Here is a 22192-nt window from a genome sequence, read left to right on the forward strand (position 1 = left end):
CAATCCGGTGTGACCCTTTGTATCCTCTTATTTTTCTTCCTATCCCCTATTTATTCAGCGGATACAACTTTAACACTGGTATCAACAAGATTTAGCATTTTTTGCGATCGCCCTGATGCCAGAGGCGATTAGTGTCAGAGCATTTTCCGGTTCAACCTTGACATTAACATTAATGTTAAGGTTTAGCATGAGAGAGTCCCTGTTAATTCATCTCTCATGGTCTACCCCCAACGTTTGACCCAATTCACCAGAGAACACGCAGATACCGTAGCCGCCCTTTTGTGTGGCTTACTGTTATTTCTCGGATGGTTCGCCTTACATCTTGGCGCTTTGGAATTGGCGTTGCTACTGCTACCTGCTGCTTATGTAATTGGTGGTTACGAAAGTGCGCGGGAAGGATTAACTACCCTATTCAAAGAAAAAGAACTCGATGTAGATTTGCTGATGATTGTGGCGGCCATTGGTGCTGCTAGCCTGGGCTTATGGCGAAGAGAATATCATTTAATTATTGATGGGGCAATTTTGATTCTGATATTTGCCATCAGTGGCGCATTAGAAGGCTATGCAATGCAGCGAACTGAACGGAGTATTCGGAGTTTAATGAGTTTGACACCGGATACAGCAAGAGTTTGGCATCAGGGAAGAGAAGAGGAAGTTGCCATCAGTCAGCTAAAAGTGGGTGATGAGATTGTCGTCAAACCCGGAGAGCTAATTCCTACTGATGGGATAATTTTATCTGGTTACAGCACCCTGAATCAAGCTGCGATTACAGGCGAGTCTTTACCTGTAGAGAAAACAATCGGTGCAGAAGTATTTGCCGGCACACTCAACGGCTATGGTGCATTGCAGATTAAGGTACACAAACCAGCCCAAAGCAGTTTAATTCAGCGTGTGATTCGTTTGGTAGAACAAGCGCAAACAGAAGCACCTCCTTCGCAAGAGTTTATCGATCGCTTTGAGAAAGGATATGCCAAAGTAATTGTAGTAGCCGGGATATTACTGGCAACTTTACCGCCATTTCTTTGGGGTTGGGATTGGGAAACAACGATTTATCGCGCCCTTACTTTCCTGGTGGTAGCTTCTCCCTGTGCGCTGATGGCGGCAATTATGCCCACGCTGCTTTCAGGAATCGCCAATGGTGCAAGACAGGGGATTTTGTTTAAAAATGGGGCGCAGTTGGAGAAGATTGGCAAAGTTAGAGCGATCGCATTTGATAAAACTGGTACTCTCACAACAGGACAGTTGCAGGTATTTCAGGTAATTTCAGCTAGTGAATACACTGAAGAAAATGTATTAAAAGCTGCTTCTAGTGTAGAATCTTCTTCAGAACATCCCATCGGTAAGGCAATTGTAGAGGCGGCTAGTGATTTGGATTGGGTTGGTGCAATCGAAGTGCAAGCTATACCTGGACAGGGAATTGTCGGAATCGCCCAAGAACAACAGATAATTGTGGGGAATGCCGTTTTTGTGCAACAGTATGTCACAAATTTACCTGAAGAATTGCGAGAAATGGCTCAATCTTTAGAGCAAGAAGGTAAAACTGTGGTTTGGGTAGCGAAGAACCCTCAGGCTCCCCTCCTCGCTTGCGGGGAGGGGTGTTTTGATGTGATCGGTGTAATTGCGATCGCAGATCATGTAAGATCGCAAGCAGCCGCAACTATTACCCGCTTAAAGAAACTGGGAATTGAGCAAATTGTCATGTTAACTGGGGATAACCAGGAAACTGCTCACAGTGTCGCCAAAGCAGTCGGAATTGATCGGGTATATGCTCAACTTTTACCAGAAGATAAGCTGGATGTGATCCGTCGTCTACAGCAACAATATCAAACTGTAGCAATGGTAGGCGATGGGATTAATGATGCACCAGCCCTAGCGCAAGCATCTGTAGGTATAGCGATGGGAATATCTGGGAGTGATGTGGCATTGGAAACCGCAGATATAGTTTTGATGGCAGACAGGTTAGAAAAAATTGCGGTGGCGATGCATTTGGGTAGGCGATCGCAATCCATAGTCAAACAGAATATAGTCGTAGCATTGGGTTTCATTATGTTGCTTTTGGTGGGCAACTTTCTGGGAAATATTAACTTACCCATTGGCGTTATTGGACATGAAGGTTCCACAGTCTTAGTTACCCTTAGTGGACTAAGATTGCTCAAATAAACCTAGGATTTAGAATCTTCTCTTCTTAGGCTCCGCCAACAATCCAAAATCCAAAATTTACAGTAAATAGACCACGCGGTAGGGGCACAGCATTGCTGTGCCTCTACGACAGATGTGGTTCAAATACATGAAAACTGGTGTAAAATCTAAAATTCGGTGAGATGCTCCCTGTGGAAAGTCAAAAAGTATCACAGACGACAAAACTTTTCTCAATCACCGCACTCAAGAAAACTTTTCGAGTTACTCAACACTGATAGGATTGATTCAAAGACTTGTGGAATCTGCTCTTCCTAAACAGACTGGACTTGCATAAATTACAATCAACAATTTTCGACGCAGATCATGAACCGCTTGACCTCTATTTTTTTGGCCGGCTTGATAGCATCTGCATCAGCTTTGGCTATTTCTCTAAAAGCTGATGCTAAGGCACCAGTGTCTTATCTTGCTGAGTTAGATAACTACAGCTATCATCGCAACGATGATAACTACGAACGTGAGAGTCGTCATTACAGAGATGTTAATTATCACCGTGAGAATGAGCTTCGTAACATTGATGACAATAACCGCCGCTATGAGCGTGAGAATTATCGCCGCCATGAACGCGAGAATAATCGCCGCTATGAGCGCGAAAATCGTCGCCGCTATGAGCATGAGCGCGAGAATAATCGCCGCTATGAGCGCGAAAATCATCGCCGCTTTGAGCGCGAGCGCGACTGGGGTCGGGGTTAATCCCTCCGCCTTCATCTATTAAGCTTTGGTTCCAGGTGAACTAAGCATTGATTCTCCTTGGCGGTAAGCTCTTGGAGATAAAAGTTGCATATTATCTAGAAGTCAAACTCTTGTGGGGTGGGCCGAAAAGCCCGCCCTAGTTATGCAAATTAAAAGTACATTAGCTTAAGACACACAACTGCATTAGTTTGTCAAGACTTCGGACTAGCCGCTTCATCAGGTGCAGGAGTGATGGGAGCGCCATTGGTGAGACTGAGAATACCGGAAACAACAATTTTGTCCCCAGCTTTTAGTCCTTCGATAACTTGATAATTATTTCCCTCAATAACTCCCAATTTCACGGGCTTTTGTTGAGCTACTAAAGATGGCGCTGGCGCTTGGGTTTTAGGTTTTTCCTCTGGCGCTTCAGATTTAGGCTTTTCCGTTGGCGCTCCAGCCACAAACACAAAAGTCTCCCCACCCAAGCGAGATACTGCTGTAACTGGAATTAAGATTCCCGGATGTTCGTTCCAGATCACTTTGGTTTGCAGTGACTGAAGATTAAGCAGTCGATTTCTGGAATTGCCAAAGTTGGCTTTCACCAAAACTGTCTGCGAATCTGAACTAGCATTTGGGGAGATAAAACTGATCTTACCCGTAGCTGTGGGTTTCCCTTGGGCATCCAGTATTTGCACAGGTAATCCCAAGCGCAACTTTCTGGCTTGATTTAGCGGAATGGATATATTCAGTTCTAAAGAGTCGTTTTTAGTCAATGTGGTCAGCTGATCCCCTTGTCCGACATACTGTCCTACCCTGACTGGGATGTTACCAACAATACCTGTGAATGGAGCTAGGACTTTTGTGTATTGCACTTGAACTTCAGCCGACTGGACTTGAGCTGCTGCTTGGCTGACTTGCGATCGCCCTTGGGCAATATCTTCGGGGCGGTTGCCGTTCACCTGCTGCCGATAGTTTTGTTTCTGTTGTTCTAAGGCAGCACCGAACTGCTGGATATTAGCAGTTCTGCTTTTGCGAAGTTGCTCTAAGTTTTTCTGGGCTGCAACCAACGCCGCTTCAGCACTACTTTTGTTTTTGACATATTCATCTAGGGTATCTTTGGAAGTTGCCCCTTCTTTTGTTAATTGTTGATATCGCGTTGCTCGTGCTTGTGCTAACACGAGATCGGATTGGGCGGAATTAACTTGAGCTTCAGCCTGCTGAATTTGCTGTGGTAGCGATCCAGATACGGCATCTTGATATTTTGCTTGGGCTTGATCTAACTGGGCTTTGGCTTGCAAAACTACTTCTCTTCGAGTCCCGGCTTTGAGTTCGGCAAGATTTGCCTGTGCTTGTTGTAGTGCTGCTTGTTTTTGTCGTAGCTGGGCTTGGACATCATCACTTTGCAGGCTAATAATGACTTGCCCTTGTTGAACACGGGTGCCCTCTTTGATGAGAATCTGGGTAATTCGCCCTTCAACCTGTGGCTTGATTGGTACAGATAGTGATGCCTCTAAGGAGCCAATAAACTCCGAACTCTCCTGCACAGTTTGAGTTTCCACAGTTGCTAGCTTGACGGGAATTGCCGGTTGAGCAGCTCCTGGTCCAGCAGCATCGCCTGCTTTGCTAGCATGACTAGTTTGCCACCAGCGCCAACCAAAACCAACACCTGCAATTAACAGGATGATTCCTAAGATTAGAGGCCAACGCCGCTTTTGAGGTCGCTTAGGCGATCGCTGTGGCAATGGTTGCAACTCTTGACTAGGATCAGTAACAGCAGGCTGTTCTATTTCAACGGGAACACGAGAGTCAGGGAACTCAGAATGGGTCATCATTTTCTGGTTTTGTGGATTTAAACTTGGGCAATCTACTTTTTTCGCTAAAAAAGCCTTATTTGAATAGTTTTTTAGCCTTTTTTCTCTATATTGGTGACAAATATTTTTGGGTATTGGGGCGATCGCTCACAATGTCTAGCACCTCAAACGCATACATCTCATTCAGCACATTATGGTTAATTTGTACATTCCTTAACTCTGAGCATTTTTTAAATTGTAATTTATAAAACCTTTTTAGCCAGTATAAACCCAGAGACTTAGCTCCGAGATAAAGGTGAATGTCTAGATTTTGATTCCATTGGTCATCACGGGCTAAAGCTTGGTTTTGTAAAGCGATCGCTTCGGTAATCACACCAGCTAGTAGTTGCTCTTTATTCTGGAAATCACCAAATAATATCACCTCATTCACCGCAGCAACACGAGCTATTTCTCCGGTTAAACCTGCGGTTGCTGGCTTTCTCAACCCGACACGAGTTTGTACCATCCTTGATCCTAAGTTTTCCATGAGCGTTTGTAAGCGCTTACTTGCATTATAACCACATAGTATAAAATCTTAGTATAAATTACAGATGAGTTTATCCCTCTTGAGTGGTGCTAAATAATGATCTTAGGAAAGAAAAGCCTATGGAGCAATGCCTTCTCTTCTCCCTTGGCGCTAGCCTCTCCCTTGGGGAGAAGGGGAGACGCTGCGCCTAGCTTGCTTCTGTATGATGCTTCTCAATTGCATCAAATATAGGCGCCAGTCGCCTAGCGGCTACTCTACGAGTTCTCCAACGGGGTACTCGCAGGGTAAGAGAACTACTTTATTAATCAAGGTTGCGAGTTTCATCGACTTATCCTCACCAAAAACGACGTGCAATCATCAATCAGTATTCTCTAGAGTCGTATTTTTGAGCAGTCTCAACTTCCTACACTTAGTTCACCCAATCGGTTGATTTTTAACTCACCCAAATGGGTGATTTAATTTATCCTAATTAGGGTTTTGTTTTATGCCCAATCCCCTTCAACCATCCACAACTGATTTTTGGGAATTCAATTTCGGTAAAATACTTACAGTTGATTTTCGGTTAGCAACAATATCAGAAAATAGCCACTCATACCGATCAAGTGCTTGCTCTAAAGAATAGTTTTCTTCAGCAAACTGTCTTCCTGTCTTACCTAGCCTCGCCCTGAGAGTCGGATTAACATATAAATCATGCACCGCAGCAGCCATTGCATCAGGTGATTCTGGCTCAACAATTATCCCACCACCACTAAGTTGGATTGCTTTAGCAGCAGTACCAGTGGCGGGAACTGAACCCACAATTGGGCTACCACTCGCCAACAGCAGTGGTATTTTTGAAGGCATATTGAACGAAATCACATTGCGCTTTTGCACAATTAGCCCAATATCAGCTGCTGCTAGCATTTCGGGTAGTTTTTCTCGCGGCTGCAACGGTAGCAGCAAAACATTATCTGCTCCATTTAATAGACAATATTCCTGCAACCTTTGCAATGCTATTGATTCGCCAACGATCACAAAGACAATATCTTTGATATGACGTAAGCAAACTGCTGCTTCTATTACTGTCTCTAAACCTTGGGTTAGAGCAATGTTGCCCGAATAAAGTACTACAAATTTGCCATTGAGTTTATGGCTAGATATCCAGGAGTTGTTCTCTTTCGCTAAGGGGCGGATGAAATTTACATTCACCCAATTGGGAATACAAACGATTTTGTTAATAGGTACTCCCTTATTCACTAAATTCTCACGAAACCCATCGGCGATGACGCTAATCGTGTGTGCAGTCCGATATGCAAATTTCTCCAGGGCTGCAAGAGTTTGGATCATCCACTTATTTTTCAATAGCCCCATACGCACGGCAGCTTCTGGTAGAATATCTTGCACATTCAGAACTACTGGGCAATTGTATAACCAAGCAAATATTGTTACTGGTAACGTACCTAATAGAGGCGGAACTGTTAAGATAATCACATCAGGGCGTCTGCCTTTAAAAGCTTGGGGTAAGCTCGTAAAAACAAAACTCAACTCCAATAAAAGCCGATCCATGAGGTTGGGTTTAGACTGAATCCGCAGGTAACTTCGTTGAATGGTAACGCCATTTTTTTGTTCATTAACGTACCATTTACCCCGATATGCATCGTAAATCTGACGCTGAGGATAGTTGGGCATTCCGGTAATCACCCGCACTTGATGACCTCGCTTTACTAAGCCTTCTGCTAATTCAGTCATTAAAGGAGCAATTCCAATCGGTTCTGGATGATAGTTGTAGGAATAAATCAGAATGTGCATGAGCTATTTGTAAATTTTGTGAAGACAGCCTGAGATCAGCAGATTTATTGCTAATTTCAGTAAGCGCTGCTAGTTTTATTATTTAATTTAGGTTGTGAGCAGATGATGATTTTTTAAAATCACAATTGCAATGAAGACTGTTTAAGACTTTTCTCGGTGGATTTTAACAGTTATCAGTTATTAATTAACGCCGTGTGCAACTTTCTCTCAAACCTAACCCCCAACCCCTTACCTACAAGGGAATGGCAGCAAGAATCAAAGCCTCTCCCCACCGCGAGAGAGGAATGGAAGTGGGGTTCTAAGAATAAGTTGCACATCGCGTTAATTATTTATCAGTTACCAATTACCAGTGTTAACTGACAACTGTTGACTGATTTAAGTTTCTTACCATACGCATGATAAGTTTTCACTAATTTCAAAGGGAATCTAATGCTTAAATTTACACTTAGGCGATTCTAGCATCATATTTAATCTCGTGTATGAAACCCACATTCCAGCTTGTAAAGTGGCACATGAAGTATTTTTAACCAATTCATCAGTATTGGATTCAATGGTGAGCATCCTACTTTTTTGAGCAGTTAAAAGGCACAAACTTTTCAACACTAGAGCCAGTTAAAGTTTAAATCAATAGATACCCCTTGGCCTGAGTTGTTAGCACCAGCAGCGATGCCTGCGCCTGGCTACGCCGAAGCAACACTAAAAGTAGCACTGGTTGCTGCGATCCTAGCAATTTTGGCGAAAATATTTTTCATTGTCATAACTCTAAAGTTAATTTACATCATGCAGATATCAATCTATAAACAACACCAACTTTATGATATAAATATGTATAAGTAAATACTGCATGAAACTACGGTAGCAAATGTAAAACATCAATGAAGAGAAACACTTTTTTGTGAAGTTTTGGATAAGATGCCAAGTTTATCTCACAAACCTAAGCTCGACTTTATCGATAAAGATGTATCTGGCAAGGGTGACTAAAAATCACGAGCGATCGCCAGATAATAACTGATAAAGTTGAGCTACGCAAAGTTGAAAACAGTATCCTATGCCTGGGTTTCTATTAGAAGTTGGTACAGAAGAACTACCTGCAAGTTTTCTCAGTGATGCTTTAGTGCAATGGCAGCAGCGCATTCCCCAAAGCCTGGAAGCAAATAGCCTCAAGGGTGAAAGCGTCGAGGTGTACGGTACTCCCCGGCGGCTGGCGGTAGTGATTAAAGGTCTACCATCTCAGCAACCAGACCGAGAAGAAGAAATTAAAGGCCCATCCGCCCAAGCCGCCTTTAAAGATGGTCAGCCGACAGCAGCAGCAGCCGGTTTTGCCAAAAAGCAAGGTGTGGAAGTGGATGCGCTGTTTGTTCGCCCCACTGACAAAGGGGAATTTGTATTTGTGCAAAAAAGAATTCCCGGTCGTCCTGTGGCGGAAATTTTGACAGAACTTGTTCCCCAGTGGATTTGGGGTTTAGAAGGTAAGCGGTTGATGCGTTGGGGGAATGGTGATGCGAGGTTTTCCCGACCAATTCGCTGGTTGGTAGCTTTATTAGATGAGACGGTGCTACCTCTAGAATTAGTGAATGGTTCTAAAACGATTCAGAGCGATCGCATTTCTCAAGGTCATCGTGTTTTGCATCCTAAACCTGTGACAATTGCCCAAGCTACTGATTATGTTACCGCCCTCAAGTCTGCTTATGTCACCGTTGACCCAGAAGAACGGGCAAATATTATCAAAGAGCAAGTAAATGCAGTAGCAGAGAATTTAGGCGGGTATACAGTAATTTACCCCGATTTGTTAGCGGAAGTAACCAACCTTGTAGAATATCCTTCCGCAGTTGTCGGGAAATTTGAACCAGATTTTTTGGAATTACCAACTGAGGTAATTACTGAAGTCATGGTTACTCATCAGCGTTATTTCCCTGTATTTAAACCAGATAGTTTTGAGCAAGAATTATTGCCCAATTTCATCACCATTTCTAACGCTGATCCTCAGAAATCAGATATTGTTGCTGTCGGGAATGAAAGGGTAATTCGTGCCAGATTAGCTGATGGGAGATTCTTCTACGAAGCTGATTTAACTAAGCCTTTAGAAAGCTTTTTACCCCAGTTAGAAAAAGTCACTTTCCAAGAAGAATTAGGTTCGGTGCGTGCAAAGGTAAATAGAGTAGTTAAAATTGCCGAGCTAATTAGCAATCAATTAGAATTAGAGGAAAATCAAAGCCAAAGAATCCAACGTGCTGCTTTATTATGTAAAGCAGATTTGGTTACGCAAATGGTGTATGAATTCCCAGAATTGCAAGGTATTATGGGAGAAAAATATGCCTTAGCCAGTGGTGAAGATGCCGAAGTCGCAAAAGCTATTTTTCAACATTATTTGCCAACGGGAGCCGGTGACAATTTACCCGAAACACTCACGGGTCAAATTGTCGGTTTGGCAGATAGATTAGATACTTTGGTGAGTATCTTTGGTTTAGGTTTAATTCCCTCTGGTTCCTCTGATCCTTTTGCCTTGCGACGTGCTGCTAATGCTGTAGTTAAAATTGTTTGGTTTGATAATTTACCGATAAATTTAGATGATTTATTGACGCAAATAGCAACAGATTTTGCAGCAACATATCACAAAGATCAGGCAGCATTAACCGCAGCATTACAAGAGTTTTTCTTGCAACGCATCCGCACCTTACTGCAAGAAGAAAAGCAGATTGATTACGATTTGGTAAATGCAGTTTTGGGAGAAAATGACCCAGAATATACAGAACGGACGTTAAAGGATTTATTGGATGTACGTGATCGCGCTTCCTACTTACAACAAATCCGTAACGATAGTACCTTAGATAACATCTACGAAACTGTTAACCGTTCCACTCGATTAGCCGCCCAAGGTGATTTGGATACAAAACAGCTAGAACCAACAACTGTAGTTCGTCCAGAACTATTCCAAAAGCCCTCTGAAGTCGCTTTGTATAATGCCCTAATCGAATCAGTACCGCAAACTCAAGCAGCACAGCAGACACGAAATTATCAACTGTTAGTAGCAGCACTCACAAAAATTGCTCCGACAGTTAGTAACTTCTTTGATGGCCCAGATAGTGTTTTAGTTATGGACTCCGATCCAGAAGTCAAGCGTAATCGATTACATCTGCTGGGACTAGTTCGCAATCATGCCCGTGTTTTAGCTGATTTTGGGGCGATCGTCAAAAATCTGTAGCGTATGTTAACAAAAAGTTGTGTAATTTTTGCCAACAAACGCTAATATAGGGAATGCTTAACCAGGGATTTCTGCTGCAATCTATGCCTAGAGCTTCTGTGATTGGATTGGGAAAGTCCGGTGTTGCTGCGGCGAGATTGTTGAAACGGGAAGGTTGGGAGGTAGAGCTGAACGATCGCAACACCTCCGAAACCCTCCTACAACAACAACAAGAACTCGCTGCCGAGCAAATAACCGTTAAACTAGGCCAATCCCTAGAATTGAATGGTGATAATTTACCGCAATTAATAGTAGTTAGTCCTGGCGTGCCTTGGGATATTCCCGTATTAGTTAAGGCACGGCAATTAGGTATTGAAACCATTGGAGAAATGGAACTCGCTTGGCGAAATTTGCGCTCAATACCTTGGGTAGGAATTACTGGTACTAACGGCAAAACTACTACCACAGCTTTAATTGCTGCCATTTTCCAAGCAGCAGAATTAGATGCACCCGCCTGCGGTAATATTGGTTACGCTGCTTGTGAAGTTGCCCTATCTTGGAGGGGGGGCAGAGGGGCAGCACTTCGGCTACGCTCAGTGACCGAGGGGCAGAGGGGCAGAGGTGAAGAAACTGCAATCCAAAATCATATTGATTGGGTGATTGCGGAAATTAGCAGCTATCAAATAGAATCTTCTGTTTCTCTTGCTCCTCGTATTGGTGTTTGGACGACTTTTACACCGGATCATCTTAGTCGCCATCAGACTTTAGAGAACTATTACAACATCAAAGCCAAGCTATTGCATCAGTCTGAGTTGCAAGTGTTTAATGGCGATGATGCTTACTTGAGCCAGCTTGGTTTAACTGCTTGGCCTGATGCTTATTGGACAAGTGTCAAAGGAAAAGATTTCCTGATTAGCGAAAAAGGTTTTTACATCGAAGACGATTGGGTTGTGGAAAAGTTAACTGCAACCTCTGCACCAGAACCGATTGTGAAAGTATCTACTTTGCGGATGGTGGGAGAACATAATCAGCAAAATCTCTTGATGGCAGTAGCAACGGCACGATTAGCGGGAATTAATCGTAATGCGATCGCACTTGCAATCAGTGAATTTCCTGGCGTTGCTCATCGTTTGGAGCATATCTGCACTTGGGAAGGTATTGATTTCATTAACGATAGCAAAGCCACTAACTATGATGCTGCCGAAGTTGGTTTAGCATCAGTGAAAAGTCCAGCGATTTTAATTGCTGGTGGAGAAGCTAAAGCAGGTGATGATACTGCTTGGCTAGCAAAAATTCACTCCCAAGCTGCTGCTGTATTATTAATTGGCTCTGCTGCACCCGCATTTGCCCAACGTCTGCAAGAGGTGGGGTATTATTCTTACCAGATTGTGGAAACGATGGAAAGGGCAGTTCCCAAGTCGGCGGAATTAGCCAAGGAGTATCAAGCGCGTGTGGTGTTGCTATCTCCGGCTTGTGCGAGTTTCGATCAGTACCCGAATTTTGAGGTGCGGGGCGATCGCTTCGGTGAATTGTGCCTTGCTTGGGCGGAAGGAGAGAAGCTTCAATACAATTCGATTCTTTCATCTCCTCTCCCTAATTAATTCAGGTGTAACTTGCAGCCACACAGTGATATGTAAAATTATTAACAATTTTAGTATTTGGTAGCAAATAACTGTAGTGTATACAGCTAATAATAATACTGTGCAGCCAGGAGAGATTTATGAAATTAAAATTGGTCGCAGCTTGGCAATATGCAAAGAAAAATTTTGTTTTCCCAAGAAATATTATATTTTTTGGGTTGGCACTTTTGCTAATTTTAGGTTTTAGTACGATTGTAAACTTCACACCATTGGCTCAACCTGCCACAGCTCAAACGAGTCCACTCCCAACCAGTATTCCACGTTATGTCGTAACGGCTGAATTTGGTAGAAATAGAGCAGGTAGCGATTACACATCTTTTGTGACCTCAGGATTCGCTTCAATTTGCCAGCAGTCTTGTATTAATGATAGCAACTGTAGTGCTTATACCTATGTTCGCCCAGGAGTACAAGGTAGTAATGCTATTTGTTATTTAAAATCTGTAGCACCAGCATCAACACCAAATAGCTGCTGTGTATCCGGTGTGAAATTGTAAGCTCAAAGTGCGGTGCGATCGCATTTTACATAGACTTAAATATTCTAGAAGGATTGTTTAGCGCTAATTTAGTGGTTTCCGATAATTATGTTTTGCTGTAGTTTGCAACTTCAACCTCATGAGCGATGCTTGTAGGTTGAGGAATAGGTAAACCATCTTCTAACATTCCTCCTAGATGAAATTCAATAGCTTCTGTAATCATCTGCTTGACTTCTTCTAAAGTTTCACCCACAGCTACACAACCTGGTAAATCAGGGACATAAGCAGAGTAATTACTATCCGCCTTTTCAATCACCACTACGTAATGCATTGCCGTTCTCCTTATAACTGTGCTGGGAGCATCCCACTTTGGCAAAAATATAATATTAACCCTGCGTTGCGGGTTATCAAGCCAAATTGCTTAGGCGCTTTTGAAAGTTGCAGCCAAATAAAGGGCGCGGGGAGCAAGTAAGCTTTGTTCAAGTAAGAACGATTAAGTTAAATAGCTAGTAAACCATTCAGGTAAGCGCAACGTACAGACAGAACCTGATTGACATTTTCAGCTTTCCATTGTGCTAAGGAATAAGAATTAAATAACATACAATTTATGTCCTTGGCTTACCTCACTCTCAATCCCTCTCCTTATAAAGGAGAGAGAAGCTAGATACAGGATGAAGTTTTGCATTTTATTTAATTCACGTTCCTTAGTGATTTCCGATAATTATATTTTGATGTAGTTTGCAACTTCAACCTCATGAGCGATGCTTGTAGGTTTAGGAATAGCTAAACCATCTTCTAGCATTCCTTCTAGATGAAATTCAATAGCTTCTATAATCATCTGCTTGACTTCTTCTAAAGTTTCACCCACAGCGACACAACCTGGTAAATCAGGGACATAAGCACCGTAGCTAGTTTCTCCCTTTTCAATCACAACTGTATAACGCATTACTCTTCCTCTAATTGAGCTTGTCTCCAGATATTTTTAAAAGTACCAATTGGCACATCCACATTTGGCTTACCAGACACTGTTACAGTACTGGATTTATCTGGATGTTTGAACTGTCGATGACTACCTTTAGTTCTAGCAAGATACCAACCATCAGCTTCTAGTCGTTTGATAACTTCGCGTACTTTCATGCTAGCGCTTATCTGTATAGGTGAAATTTATATTACAGATAGAGTGCCTTATTGACAATTCTTAAAGCAATCACTCAATATAGTCAAAATCGCCTTATGAATCGAGTGGCTCAAAATGAAATGCTAAAGTGAATAATCAAGCTTTTCCAGAGCTACATTTCCCTTCTGACAGATAAAATTTATATATGAACGCTACACAAGAAAAACTAAAAGTTCAGCTTGAACAAGCTTTAGTTGCGGCTTTTGGCGCTGACTTCGCTGGAGTAGATCCAATTTTGGTTTCTGCTAGCAATCCTAAATTTGGTGATTATCAGGCGAATGTGGCTTTATCCCTGAGTAAAAAATTAGGAAAGCAACCAAGAGCGATCGCAGCTGCGATCGTTGATAAACTAGATGTATCCGAAATCTGCGAACCGCCGGAAATTGCTGGGCCAGGATTTATCAATCTGAAATTGAAAACGGCATACTTAGAAGCACAACTGAACGCGATTCAAGCTGATCCCAGACTAGGAGTTCCAGCCGTAAAAACGCCCAAGCGGGAAATTGTGGATTTTTCTAGTCCGAATATTGCCAAAGAAATGCACGTCGGACACTTGCGTTCTACGATTATTGGTGATTCCATCGCCCGGATTTTAGAATTTCAAGGACACGATGTACTGCGGTTAAATCATGTGGGTGATTGGGGTACGCAATTTGGAATGTTAATCGCCTATCTCCGGGAAGTCTACCCAGAAGCGCTTACCACCGCTAATGCTTTAGATATTGGTGATTTAGTCTCTTTTTACCGCAAAGCCAAACTGCGATTTGATACAGATGCAGCTTTTCAAGAAACAGCACGGCAAGAAGTCGTCAGATTACAAGCAGGTGCAGAGGATACAATCCATGCTTGGAAACTGCTATGCGAACAATCGCGGCGGGAGTTTCAAATAATTTATGACTTGCTGGATGTCCAAGTAATTGAACGCGGAGAATCTTTCTATAACCCTTTACTATCTGGCGTTGTGGAAGATTTAGATAAATCTGGTTTACTCGTAGAAAATCAGGGGGCAAAATGCGTTTTCTTGGACGGGTTTACAAATCGAGAAGGTGAACCTTTGCCTTTAATTGTGCAGAAATCAAATGGCGGTTATAACTACGCCACTACAGATTTAGCATCCCTCCGCTACCGGATTCAGCAGGATAAAGCAAAGCGGATAATTTATGTAACCGATGCTGGACAAGCAAACCATTTTGCCCAATTCTTCCAGGTAGCAGGCAAAGCTGGATGGATTCCCGATGATGTGGAATTAGTGCATATTCCCTTTGGGTTGGTGTTAGGAGAAGATGGTAAGAAATTCAAAACTCGTTCTGGGGATACTGTGCGGTTGCGGGATTTATTAGATGAAGCTGTTTCTCGCGCCCATGCTGATCTAAAGGCTAGATTACAAGAAGAAGAACGCCAAGAAACTGAAGAATTTATTAATGAAGTTGCTAGGGTAGTTGGAATCAGTGCAGTTAAGTATGCAGACTTAAGCCAAAATCGTACCAGTAGCTACATCTTCAGCTACGACAAAATGCTGGATTTCAAAGGTAATACTGCGCCCTATATGCTGTATGCTTATGCGCGGATTCAGGGGATTAGCCGCAAGGGTGATATTAACTTTAAGGAGTTGGGAAACGATGCCGTTCTCTTGGAACATGAAACAGAATTAGCGCTGGCAAAATATTTACTTCAACTGGATGAAGTTATTAGTAGTGTAGAGCAAGACTTGCTGCCCAATCGGTTATGTGAATATTTGTATGAATTGAGTAAAAAGTTTAATCAGTTTTATGATCGCAACCAGGGAGTTCAGGTGTTGGAGGCGGAGGAACCGCAGCGAACATCTCGCTTGGTTTTATGTGATTTGACTGCTAGAACTTTGAAGTTGGGATTATCTTTGTTGGGAATTCAGGTATTGGAGAGGATGTAATACTAATTCGTAATTCGTAATTCGTAATTCGTAATTCGTAATTGGTGGAGTTGGAAGAGTAAGGTTTTATTGGAGGCGATCGCAAATGGTACGGACACCATCTAAAAACATAACTTTGGCGGAGTTTCTAATGCTACCAGAAACCAAGCCCGCAAGTGAGTACATCAATGGTGAAATTATTCAAAAACCTATGGCACAGGGAGAACATAGCACTATTCAAGGTGAACTGATTATTACTGTTAATGCTGTCTTGAAACCCCAAAGAGTTGCACGAGCATATCCAGAATTGCGGTGTACATTTGGTGGCAGATCAATTATCCCGGATGTAGCGGTATTTACTTGGGAGAGAATACCTCGCAAAGAAAATGGCAGGGTAGCAAATTTATTTTCAGCCGCTCCCGATTGGACTATCGAGATTCTATCGCCTGACCAAAGACAAACGAAAGTTACAAAAAACATTTTACATTGCCTGAATTCTGAAACACAAATGGGTTGGCTGATTGATCCTGAAGAACAAACGGTATTTGTGTACATCCGCAATCAACAGCCAGTCATGTTGGATGAATTAGAAGCTTTACTCCCTGTGCCAGATTTTACCAGTGAGTTGAGGTTGACGGTGGGAGATTTATTTGGTTGGCTGTCGGAGTAAACCAAACTCTGACGAATTGAATCAGGAAATAGACCAAGTGCAACAAGTTTTATGGGTAGGAATCGGTTGTAAACGGGAAACTTCATGGCAGTTGATTGATCGGGCAATTGAGGAAATATTTCGAGAAAATCAACTTTTTCCAAGTGCGATCGCCGGGATTGCTACCATTGACACTAAAGCCTCGGAAGTTGGTTTACTAGAACTTTGTCGTCTACGGAATTTGCCCCTAAAAACCTTTTCTGCCCAAATCCTTCGCTCTGTCTGTGTCCCCAACCCTGCCACAATTACCGACCACAAAGTAGGTACACCTAGCGTAGCAGAGGCAGCTGCTATGCTTGCAGCCTCTCAACTTACATCGTTGACTGTTTTCCCCTTTACAAGCATAGAGGAATTGCGGGTGAGATTCTTAGTTCCTAAACAAATTTTTCAGTTACAAGGGCAACCAGGAGCGGTAACACTAGCTGTTGCCCAAGCTTCAAATATTAGTATTACAATTTACTAATTTTTTAGTCAACCACTCTCAAGAAATAGTTAATTATGCTAGAAACAATTGCTAGGACAATTGAACCTAACAAAGCAGGTAAAAAGCCGTGAATCTCAAAACCATAACCAGGAGTTAGGGCACTTGCCAGCCAAAGGGTTAAGGCGTTGATCACTAATGTAAATAAACCAAAGGTGAGTAAGGTAATCGGAAAGGTCAAAATCTGCAAAATTGGTCTAATAAATGCATTAACCAGACCAACAACAAGAGCCGCGACCAAGGCGGTCACAAAATTCTTGATAAAGAATCCCGGAACGATATTAGCAGTCAGAAATAACGCCACCGCACTACCGAGCCAAGTTAATAAAAAGTGTTGCATAGGTTTTTTTAGAGAAATTAGCAGTTTAATTAATTTGAGTATCGCCAGTTGTAATCTGTAACACCATCAGGCGTCGTTGTATCTAGCTCCTAAAGTTGCCGTACTCTCAGATCAGCCCAAAAGCAATGTAGTTTTTAGCGATCGCATAGAAAGATACTTCTAATAGGTATATCTTTATCGTATTGCAGGATGTACCGCAATACGGCTTAATTTTGGAAGTCCCCAAGCTAGTAATCAAGGGTTTGTAGTCAGGACTTTAGTGCCTAGAAAATAAGGACTAAAGTCCTTGCTCCCTAATATGGCTAACGCCGCAAAAGAACCTCCCAGGTAGAGCCACCAACTACACCGTCAGCTTCTAAACCATAGCGCTTTTGTGCAGCTTTCACAGCTTCCTCGGTTGTTACGCCAAAGTCTCCATCAGCATCGCCTTTCAAGAAACCAAGCTTTTTCAGTTGTTCTTGCAACTTGACAACTTCAGAACCACGTAACCCTATACGCAAAATTGGTAATCCTTCTGAGGTGTATTGAATACCAGGGATTCGATTAGTAGTTGATGTAGTACGATTCGGTGTTTTCTGTGTGCTTGAAGTTGTAGCTTTTCTTGGAGTAGCAGGTTTTGGCTCAGAGCTGTTCGCAATTTGTGTTACAGCTTTTTTTCGGGTACTAGGTTTTGGCTTAGGGCTGGTTGGAACTTGTGTTACAGCTTGTGGGGGGTTGGGGTTAGGATTTGTAACCTTGGTGACGTTGCTACGCTGGGTTGGGACAGGAAAATTTGTAGCTGAGTTAACTCCTGGCTGGGATGAAGGAACGGTTGATGCTACTGGTTGATTCGGGAAAAGTCGTTGCCAAGTGCTGGCATCAACAACGCCATCTGGATTTAAGCCAGCTGCTTGTTTAAACCGGGAAACAGCACTGGCGGTATTCTCACTATATACACCATCTACGGCACCAGAGTAATAACCCAAAAGTTTTAAAGCTGCTTGAAGTTCAGACACGCGTTCACCTTGGCTACCAACTTTCAGGGTAGGGCGGTTGATGTTATCTCCAGGATTTACTTGGGCAATTTTTTGTGGTGCAGCTATTGATACTACAGCCGTTGAGGCAATCAACAGAGGTGTAGTGGAAAACAAGAGTATTTCAATAGCTGATAAAGATTTGGAGCTTTTTGTCCACCAACCTTTTTGCCGTTTTTCCATCCTACAGCGATTTCCAGTTGGATCTAGTAATTTTAAGTAACTCAAAATACTTGCTCTCAGGCTGCCTTGCATGGAATTTACTCCCAGAATATTCTCATGCTAATAGTACAGCCGCTTGGTCTAAGAGCAATCCAAGAAATAAATGATCCAAAATGCTGGGATACTAAAGAAATAGTTGATGGTTCAGCTTTTGTCAGGCTACGCCAATCTTGGCTTCGTCTACTTCCGTTGGGAGTTCTACCCCCAATTGTGCTAAAGCCTCTCTGCCAACTGCAATCGCCTCCAACATCTGGCCAAGGCCAGTCAGGGCGATAATTTGAATCTCAAAAGAATATTTTAAAAGCTAGGGAATTTAGTCAAAAAGCTCACTAAGCGTCAACTCAAATTGTCGAAATTAGTAGCTTGGGTTTCTACAGCTTTTTTGCGTTTGCTCTGGGTGTTGCGATCGCTTATGCTAAATTAAGTCTGATTTTAATTATCTTCTGTGGACAGAAACCGCGAACCGTTTATCAGTCTGGCACTTTACCACGCCTTTAAATGGTCGGTGGTCAGCCCCATGTTTCACGCTTACTTTCGCGGCGAGATTTATGGTGCGGAAAATGTCCCCCAATCAGGGCCAGTCGTGGTAGTGAGTAATCACGCTAGTTACTTTGACCCGCCAATTGTCTCCATGTGTGTACGTCGTCCAGTGGCGTACATGGCTAAGGAAGAGTTATTTAATATCCCCATTTTGGGCCAAGCGATTAAATTGTACGGTGCTTACCCGGTGAGTCGGGGAAATGCCGATCGCACTGCCATCCGTTCCGCCCTAGAATATCTCAATAACGGTTGGGCTGTCGGTGTTTTTTTGCAAGGCACTCGCACCCCCGATGGTCGAATTACAGACCCCAAAAGAGGCGCATTACTGTTGGCGGCGAAAGCAAAAGCCCCAATATTGCCGGTGAGTCTCTGGGGTACTGAAGGAATTTTAGAAAAAGGCTCGTCCCTACCTCGCGCAGTTCCCATCACTATGAGAATTGGTAACTTGATTGATGCGCCCAGTTCCACTAATAAAGAGGAATTGCAAGCGTTAACCCAAAAGTGTACTACGGTAATTAACCAGATGCATGATTTAGGACGATGAAATCACAAGTTTCGAGCAGGTGTTCAACTTTTGCAATAGGTCTAATGTAAAATAGTTTGTTAGCCAAGAAAAATTGAGAAATGATGTCGGATTTAAGAGCGGAATTAACAGAAATTTTGGATGAGGCAGAGTGGGAATGGCTAATTCCTCATGTCCAACGAGACGCAGTAATTTTGGTGGCACCTGAGCTAAACTTGGTGGATGTTGGAGTAGCGATCGCTAGTGATAACATACCATCGGTGCAACAGTGGATTGATGAGCAATTGATTACTAAACCCACGATAGTACAGGTGGGAGAATGGAATGGGGAGCTACGCCAACGCGACAAACGATTTCATACCCTCATCGTCCAGCCTTACGTTTTGGTGCAGGAAATAGTCGCTAATTAATAATTTATGTGTTGTTTTCACTGACAGTTAGTGTTGGAATAGTTACAACTCAATAGCTAAATCTAGAGCTTTTTGTTTATGGATAAGTCTATTACTGATCTAGCCTAACTGAACGGTATTGGGTGATCAGCAGTCTGTCAATAATTTATATTAGCTTGACTTAATCAAATCAACGATCGCCTTCACCAATACATCTGGATCTACGGGTTTAGAAATATGCATTTGAAATCCGGCTGCTAGTGCTTGCTGCTGATTCATTTCCCCTGCATAGGCTGTCAGAGCGATCGCTGGTACTAATCCTCCTTGTTGAGGTGATCGCGCCCTCACTTCACGCATCAACATATAACCGTCTGTCTTGGGCATTCCAATATCACTAATTAAAATATTTGGTATGGACTCAGACAGCGCTTGTAATGCTTCCTGTGCTGATGCTACGGGAGTTACTTCTACGCCGTAGTCTTGCAAAATAAAGGTAATTAAGTCGCGGATATCTGGTTCATCGTCCACCACCAAAATTTGAGTGTCTGAAAGCAACGAGGATTCCGGCTGAGAATCTAAAGACTCGTTCTCTTCACGCCGAATATGTTCACTTCTGATCAAAAGCGGTAACTCAACAGTGAAGGTTGCACCCAATCCTTCTCCAAGACTTTCGGCTTGAACATTTCCCCCATGCATCTCTACAACTTTACGTGCGATCGCTAATCCTAAACCTAGTCCACCAAATGTCCGCGTAATTGTACTATCAGCTTGGCGAAAGTAATCGAACAGATAAGGCAAAAACTCTGGCTGAATTCCCTTACCTGTATCGCTAACCTGAATTTGAGCTTGCTTATCAGCTTCCATGAGTCGAATTTCTATCCGCCCTCCTGTTGGTGTAAATTTTACTGCATTGGATAGTAGATTCCACACAACTTGTTGAAGCCGATTTGAGTCGCCCATTACTTGTCCCAAAGTGGGATCAAATCTGGTCTGAATTTGAATTGACTTAGCTTGTGCTGCTAGTTGTACTGTTTCTAGTGCTGCTTCAACTACCATTACCAAGTTTACCGGACAGATATTCAAGTTTAATTTTCCTTGGAGGATGCGAGACACATCTAACAAATCTTCAATTAGCTGGGTTTGTAACTTGGCGTTGCGTTCAATGGTTTCCAAGGCGCGGTTAGTGGTTTTTTCATCAAACTTGCGAGTCCGCAGCATTTTCGACCACCCCAGGATGGAGTTGAGTGGGGTTCGCAGTTCATGAGAGAGAACCGCCAGAAACTCATTTTTGATTTTGTTGGCGATTTCTGCTTCTTTGCGTGCTGTCCGTTCTCGTTCGAGTAAATGAGCGTATTCTTTGGAGTGATTTGGCAGATTCAAGGCTGTGGATCTCCCTTGTTCAATATCATATTCCATGTCATACTCGACAACTTGAATCTGAGGATTTTCTGCTGCTATTGCCAATTTTATTTCTAGTTTTGTTAATTGTTCCTCAAGCGCTGCTTGCCTTTGTTGATAAGATATTTCTGATTGCTCTAACTCAGCGACGCGCTGCCGCATAACTGCTAATTCATTAGTGAGTTCATCGTGAATTTTATCAAAATTTGGCATCTTGTACACCGCTCATAACTCAACAATCCCGATTTGAAGAGTAGGCATCCGCTAATTTTATGAGTATGAATTTTTAAGCGAAGAAATGCAATCCATCAAAAGGCACATAAACAATTCAAAATTCAAAATTTAAAGTTTTCAAACACAGTTCTAATAACCGTAGCGGTGGACACTGCTACAAGCACCAAAATCTATCTTTTCGGCATCGGTAAATAGTGACCACCTAATAAAAATTGCTAAGTAGCTGAAGAAAGTTTATCTCTTCAGACGCATGAAACCTGCACCAATTAATAATCCGGCAATCTGCCCCCAGAAGACAACACCCGATTGATTTACACCAAGGGGAGGAATATTTAAACTGCCAATACCATAAAATAATTGTTGTACAAACCACCAAAATATATAGAAAAAGGCGGGAACTTCGATGGGGATATACAAAATTATTAGCGGCAAAATTGTGTCAATTTTAGCTTGAGGAAACTTCATGACATATGCTCCTAAAATAGCTGCGATCGCGCCATTACTCCCAATTAATGGTACTGTCAAACTCGGCTCAATCAGAATTTGTACTAAAGAAGCGATCGCGCCAGCAGCCAGATAAAATCCTAGATAGCGTCTATGTCCGAGAATATTTTCTACTGTCTTCCCAAAAACCCACAAAAATAGCATATTTCCCAATATCTGACTAAAACTGCCATGTATAAATATTCCCAAAAGTAGTGAAAATGTTCGCCAAATTACAATTATCCAAGCAGCATTGTTAAACAAGAGTGCATTTGTAATTGCCCCACTAATCTGCGCTGGAATCACACCCCAACTATTGACAAAATCGCCCAATCCACCACTAAATTCTAGTTGAAGTTCCCATAAAAATACGGTAACATTAATGCCAATCAGCCAGTAATTAATAATTGGCTTACTCCGACAACGAATATTATCACTAATAGGAATCATATGGATTTGTCATTAGTCATTGGGCATTGGGCATTGGGCATTGGGCATTGGGCATTGG

At 42.5% G+C, this 22192-nt stretch carries 21 protein-coding genes and 1 pseudogene; 12 read left to right on the forward strand and 10 right to left on the reverse strand.

Translation table 11 applies throughout. The features are described 5' to 3' along the window. Positions 1 to 216: 216 nt before the first annotated feature. Positions 217 to 2160: a heavy metal translocating P-type ATPase gene (locus HWQ38_RS11010; RefSeq protein ID WP_292793180.1), complete on the forward strand. Its 1944-nt coding sequence runs from the start codon at positions 217 to 219 to the stop codon at positions 2158 to 2160. A 342-nt stretch (positions 2161 to 2502) separates the two neighbouring features. Beyond that, on the forward strand, positions 2503 to 2889 hold the full coding sequence (locus HWQ38_RS11015; RefSeq protein ID WP_292793182.1) for a hypothetical protein: 387 nt from the start codon (positions 2503 to 2505) through the stop codon (positions 2887 to 2889). 191 nt (positions 2890 to 3080) lie between these two features. On the opposite strand, the gene HWQ38_RS11020 is transcribed toward HWQ38_RS11015, so the two are convergent. The 3 genes from HWQ38_RS11020 to HWQ38_RS11030 form a co-directional block, all read right to left on the reverse strand. Beyond that, entirely contained in the window at positions 3081 to 4700 is a 1620-nt protein-coding gene (locus HWQ38_RS11020; protein ID WP_366933267.1) for an efflux RND transporter periplasmic adaptor subunit, read from the reverse strand. 85 nt (positions 4701 to 4785) lie between these two features. Continuing rightward, positions 4786 to 5184 (reverse strand): hypothetical protein, encoded by a 399-nt coding sequence (locus tag HWQ38_RS11025; protein ID WP_292793184.1) that lies wholly within the window; start codon positions 5182 to 5184, stop codon positions 4786 to 4788. Between the two features lie 519 nt (positions 5185 to 5703). After that, on the reverse strand, positions 5704 to 6993 hold the full coding sequence (locus tag HWQ38_RS11030) for a glycosyltransferase family 4 protein (RefSeq protein ID WP_292793186.1): 1290 nt from the start codon (positions 6991 to 6993) through the stop codon (positions 5704 to 5706). 666 nt (positions 6994 to 7659) lie between these two features. On the opposite strand from HWQ38_RS11030, the gene HWQ38_RS11035 reads away from it, so the two are divergent. The 4 genes from HWQ38_RS11035 (at position 7660) to HWQ38_RS11050 (ending at position 12308) form a co-directional block, all read left to right on the forward strand. Then, positions 7660 to 7830: a hypothetical protein gene (locus HWQ38_RS11035; protein ID WP_292793188.1), complete on the forward strand. Its 171-nt coding sequence runs from the start codon at positions 7660 to 7662 to the stop codon at positions 7828 to 7830. Positions 7831 to 8041: 211 nt separating this feature from the next. Beyond that, the gene (gene glyS / locus HWQ38_RS11040) at positions 8042 to 10195 is read left to right on the forward strand and encodes a glycine--tRNA ligase subunit beta (RefSeq protein ID WP_292793190.1); all 2154 of its coding nucleotides are present in this window, start codon (positions 8042 to 8044) and stop codon (positions 10193 to 10195) included. An 83-nt stretch (positions 10196 to 10278) separates the two neighbouring features. After that, positions 10279 to 11775 (forward strand): UDP-N-acetylmuramoyl-L-alanine--D-glutamate ligase, encoded by a 1497-nt coding sequence (murD, locus tag HWQ38_RS11045; protein WP_292793192.1) that lies wholly within the window; start codon positions 10279 to 10281, stop codon positions 11773 to 11775. A gap of 119 nt (positions 11776 to 11894) precedes the next feature. Further along, positions 11895 to 12308 (forward strand): PAN domain-containing protein, encoded by a 414-nt coding sequence (locus tag HWQ38_RS11050; protein WP_292793194.1) that lies wholly within the window; start codon positions 11895 to 11897, stop codon positions 12306 to 12308. A gap of 85 nt (positions 12309 to 12393) precedes the next feature. Here the strand turns inward: HWQ38_RS11050 and HWQ38_RS11055 are convergent, their stop codons facing one another. From HWQ38_RS11055 to HWQ38_RS11065, 3 genes are all read right to left on the reverse strand, one after another. Further along, positions 12394 to 12618, reverse strand: a complete 225-nt coding sequence (locus tag HWQ38_RS11055; protein WP_292793196.1) for a type II toxin-antitoxin system HicB family antitoxin — start codon at positions 12616 to 12618, stop codon at positions 12394 to 12396. Between the two features lie 390 nt (positions 12619 to 13008). Then, positions 13009 to 13233, reverse strand: a complete 225-nt coding sequence (locus tag HWQ38_RS11060) for a type II toxin-antitoxin system HicB family antitoxin (RefSeq protein WP_292793198.1) — start codon at positions 13231 to 13233, stop codon at positions 13009 to 13011. Next, complete coding sequence (locus HWQ38_RS11065; protein WP_292793200.1) at positions 13233 to 13424, reverse strand: type II toxin-antitoxin system HicA family toxin; 192 nt, start codon at positions 13422 to 13424, stop codon at positions 13233 to 13235. The genes HWQ38_RS11060 and HWQ38_RS11065 overlap by 1 nt, the downstream gene beginning before the upstream one ends. A gap of 185 nt (positions 13425 to 13609) precedes the next feature. Between HWQ38_RS11065 and argS the strand changes: the two genes are divergently transcribed. The 3 genes from argS (at position 13610) to HWQ38_RS11080 (ending at position 16524) form a co-directional block, all read left to right on the forward strand. Continuing rightward, positions 13610 to 15373, forward strand: coding sequence for an arginine--tRNA ligase (gene argS, locus HWQ38_RS11070; RefSeq protein WP_292793202.1), 1764 nt, complete (start codon positions 13610 to 13612; stop codon positions 15371 to 15373). Between the two features lie 85 nt (positions 15374 to 15458). After that, the gene (locus HWQ38_RS11075) at positions 15459 to 16022 is read left to right on the forward strand and encodes a Uma2 family endonuclease (protein WP_292793204.1); all 564 of its coding nucleotides are present in this window, start codon (positions 15459 to 15461) and stop codon (positions 16020 to 16022) included. Between the two features lie 16 nt (positions 16023 to 16038). Further along, positions 16039 to 16524, forward strand: coding sequence for a cobalamin biosynthesis protein (locus HWQ38_RS11080; protein WP_292793206.1), 486 nt, complete (start codon positions 16039 to 16041; stop codon positions 16522 to 16524). 4 nt (positions 16525 to 16528) lie between these two features. Here HWQ38_RS11080 and HWQ38_RS11085 read toward each other — a convergent pair whose 3' ends face one another. Continuing rightward, positions 16529 to 16882 (reverse strand): phage holin family protein, encoded by a 354-nt coding sequence (locus HWQ38_RS11085; protein ID WP_292793208.1) that lies wholly within the window; start codon positions 16880 to 16882, stop codon positions 16529 to 16531. A gap of 302 nt (positions 16883 to 17184) precedes the next feature. Beyond that, positions 17185 to 18150 (reverse strand): peptidoglycan-binding protein, encoded by a 966-nt coding sequence (locus HWQ38_RS11090; RefSeq protein WP_292793210.1) that lies wholly within the window; start codon positions 18148 to 18150, stop codon positions 17185 to 17187. A 24-nt stretch (positions 18151 to 18174) separates the two neighbouring features. On the opposite strand from HWQ38_RS11090, the gene HWQ38_RS11095 reads away from it, so the two are divergent. From HWQ38_RS11095 to HWQ38_RS11105, 3 genes are all read left to right on the forward strand, one after another. After that, positions 18175 to 18393 carry a hypothetical protein gene (locus HWQ38_RS11095; protein ID WP_292793212.1) on the forward strand — a complete coding sequence of 73 codons (219 nt, stop codon included), beginning with the start codon at positions 18175 to 18177 and terminating at the stop codon, positions 18391 to 18393. A gap of 169 nt (positions 18394 to 18562) precedes the next feature. Further along, complete coding sequence (locus tag HWQ38_RS11100) at positions 18563 to 19201, forward strand: 1-acyl-sn-glycerol-3-phosphate acyltransferase (RefSeq protein ID WP_292793214.1); 639 nt, start codon at positions 18563 to 18565, stop codon at positions 19199 to 19201. An 83-nt stretch (positions 19202 to 19284) separates the two neighbouring features. Further along, positions 19285 to 19590 (forward strand): DUF2288 domain-containing protein, encoded by a 306-nt coding sequence (locus tag HWQ38_RS11105; protein WP_292793226.1) that lies wholly within the window; start codon positions 19285 to 19287, stop codon positions 19588 to 19590. A 150-nt stretch (positions 19591 to 19740) separates the two neighbouring features. Here the strand turns inward: HWQ38_RS11105 and HWQ38_RS11110 are convergent. Next, positions 19741 to 20913, reverse strand: a pseudogene (locus tag HWQ38_RS11110) (ATP-binding protein); the annotation flags it as partial. A 522-nt stretch (positions 20914 to 21435) separates the two neighbouring features. After that, positions 21436 to 22134: a rhomboid family intramembrane serine protease gene (locus HWQ38_RS11115; RefSeq protein WP_292793216.1), complete on the reverse strand. Its 699-nt coding sequence runs from the start codon at positions 22132 to 22134 to the stop codon at positions 21436 to 21438. Positions 22135 to 22192 lie beyond the last annotated feature (58 nt).

Origin of the sequence: Nostoc sp. NMS7 (assembly GCF_017115085.1) — a bacterium.
Taxonomy (GTDB): Bacteria; Cyanobacteriota; Cyanobacteriia; order Cyanobacteriales; family Nostocaceae; genus Nostoc.

What these genes read in the sequence shown, in the direction of transcription:
- HWQ38_RS11010 (WP_292793180.1), top strand. Translation starts at nt 217, where the DNA reads ATGGTCTACCCCCAACGTTTGACCCAATTCACCAGAGAACACGCAGAT.
- HWQ38_RS11015 (WP_292793182.1), top strand. Translation starts at nt 2,503, where the DNA reads ATGAACCGCTTGACCTCTATTTTTTTGGCCGGCTTGATAGCATCTGCA.
- HWQ38_RS11020 (WP_366933267.1), bottom strand. Translation starts at nt 4,700, where the DNA reads ATGATGACCCATTCTGAGTTCCCTGACTCTCGTGTTCCCGTTGAAATA.
- HWQ38_RS11025 (WP_292793184.1), bottom strand. Translation starts at nt 5,184, where the DNA reads ATGGTACAAACTCGTGTCGGGTTGAGAAAGCCAGCAACCGCAGGTTTA.
- HWQ38_RS11030 (WP_292793186.1), bottom strand. Translation starts at nt 6,993, where the DNA reads ATGCACATTCTGATTTATTCCTACAACTATCATCCAGAACCGATTGGA.
- HWQ38_RS11035 (WP_292793188.1), top strand. Translation starts at nt 7,660, where the DNA reads ATGCCTGCGCCTGGCTACGCCGAAGCAACACTAAAAGTAGCACTGGTT.
- glyS (WP_292793190.1), top strand. Translation starts at nt 8,042, where the DNA reads ATGCCTGGGTTTCTATTAGAAGTTGGTACAGAAGAACTACCTGCAAGT.
- murD (WP_292793192.1), top strand. Translation starts at nt 10,279, where the DNA reads ATGCCTAGAGCTTCTGTGATTGGATTGGGAAAGTCCGGTGTTGCTGCG.
- HWQ38_RS11050 (WP_292793194.1), top strand. Translation starts at nt 11,895, where the DNA reads ATGAAATTAAAATTGGTCGCAGCTTGGCAATATGCAAAGAAAAATTTT.
- HWQ38_RS11055 (WP_292793196.1), bottom strand. Translation starts at nt 12,618, where the DNA reads ATGCATTACGTAGTGGTGATTGAAAAGGCGGATAGTAATTACTCTGCT.
- HWQ38_RS11060 (WP_292793198.1), bottom strand. Translation starts at nt 13,233, where the DNA reads ATGCGTTATACAGTTGTGATTGAAAAGGGAGAAACTAGCTACGGTGCT.
- HWQ38_RS11065 (WP_292793200.1), bottom strand. Translation starts at nt 13,424, where the DNA reads ATGAAAGTACGCGAAGTTATCAAACGACTAGAAGCTGATGGTTGGTAT.
- argS (WP_292793202.1), top strand. Translation starts at nt 13,610, where the DNA reads ATGAACGCTACACAAGAAAAACTAAAAGTTCAGCTTGAACAAGCTTTA.
- HWQ38_RS11075 (WP_292793204.1), top strand. Translation starts at nt 15,459, where the DNA reads ATGGTACGGACACCATCTAAAAACATAACTTTGGCGGAGTTTCTAATG.
- HWQ38_RS11085 (WP_292793208.1), bottom strand. Translation starts at nt 16,882, where the DNA reads ATGCAACACTTTTTATTAACTTGGCTCGGTAGTGCGGTGGCGTTATTT.
- HWQ38_RS11090 (WP_292793210.1), bottom strand. Translation starts at nt 18,150, where the DNA reads ATGCAAGGCAGCCTGAGAGCAAGTATTTTGAGTTACTTAAAATTACTA.
- HWQ38_RS11095 (WP_292793212.1), top strand. Translation starts at nt 18,175, where the DNA reads ATGCTAATAGTACAGCCGCTTGGTCTAAGAGCAATCCAAGAAATAAAT.
- HWQ38_RS11105 (WP_292793226.1), top strand. Translation starts at nt 19,285, where the DNA reads ATGTCGGATTTAAGAGCGGAATTAACAGAAATTTTGGATGAGGCAGAG.
- HWQ38_RS11115 (WP_292793216.1), bottom strand. Translation starts at nt 22,134, where the DNA reads ATGATTCCTATTAGTGATAATATTCGTTGTCGGAGTAAGCCAATTATT.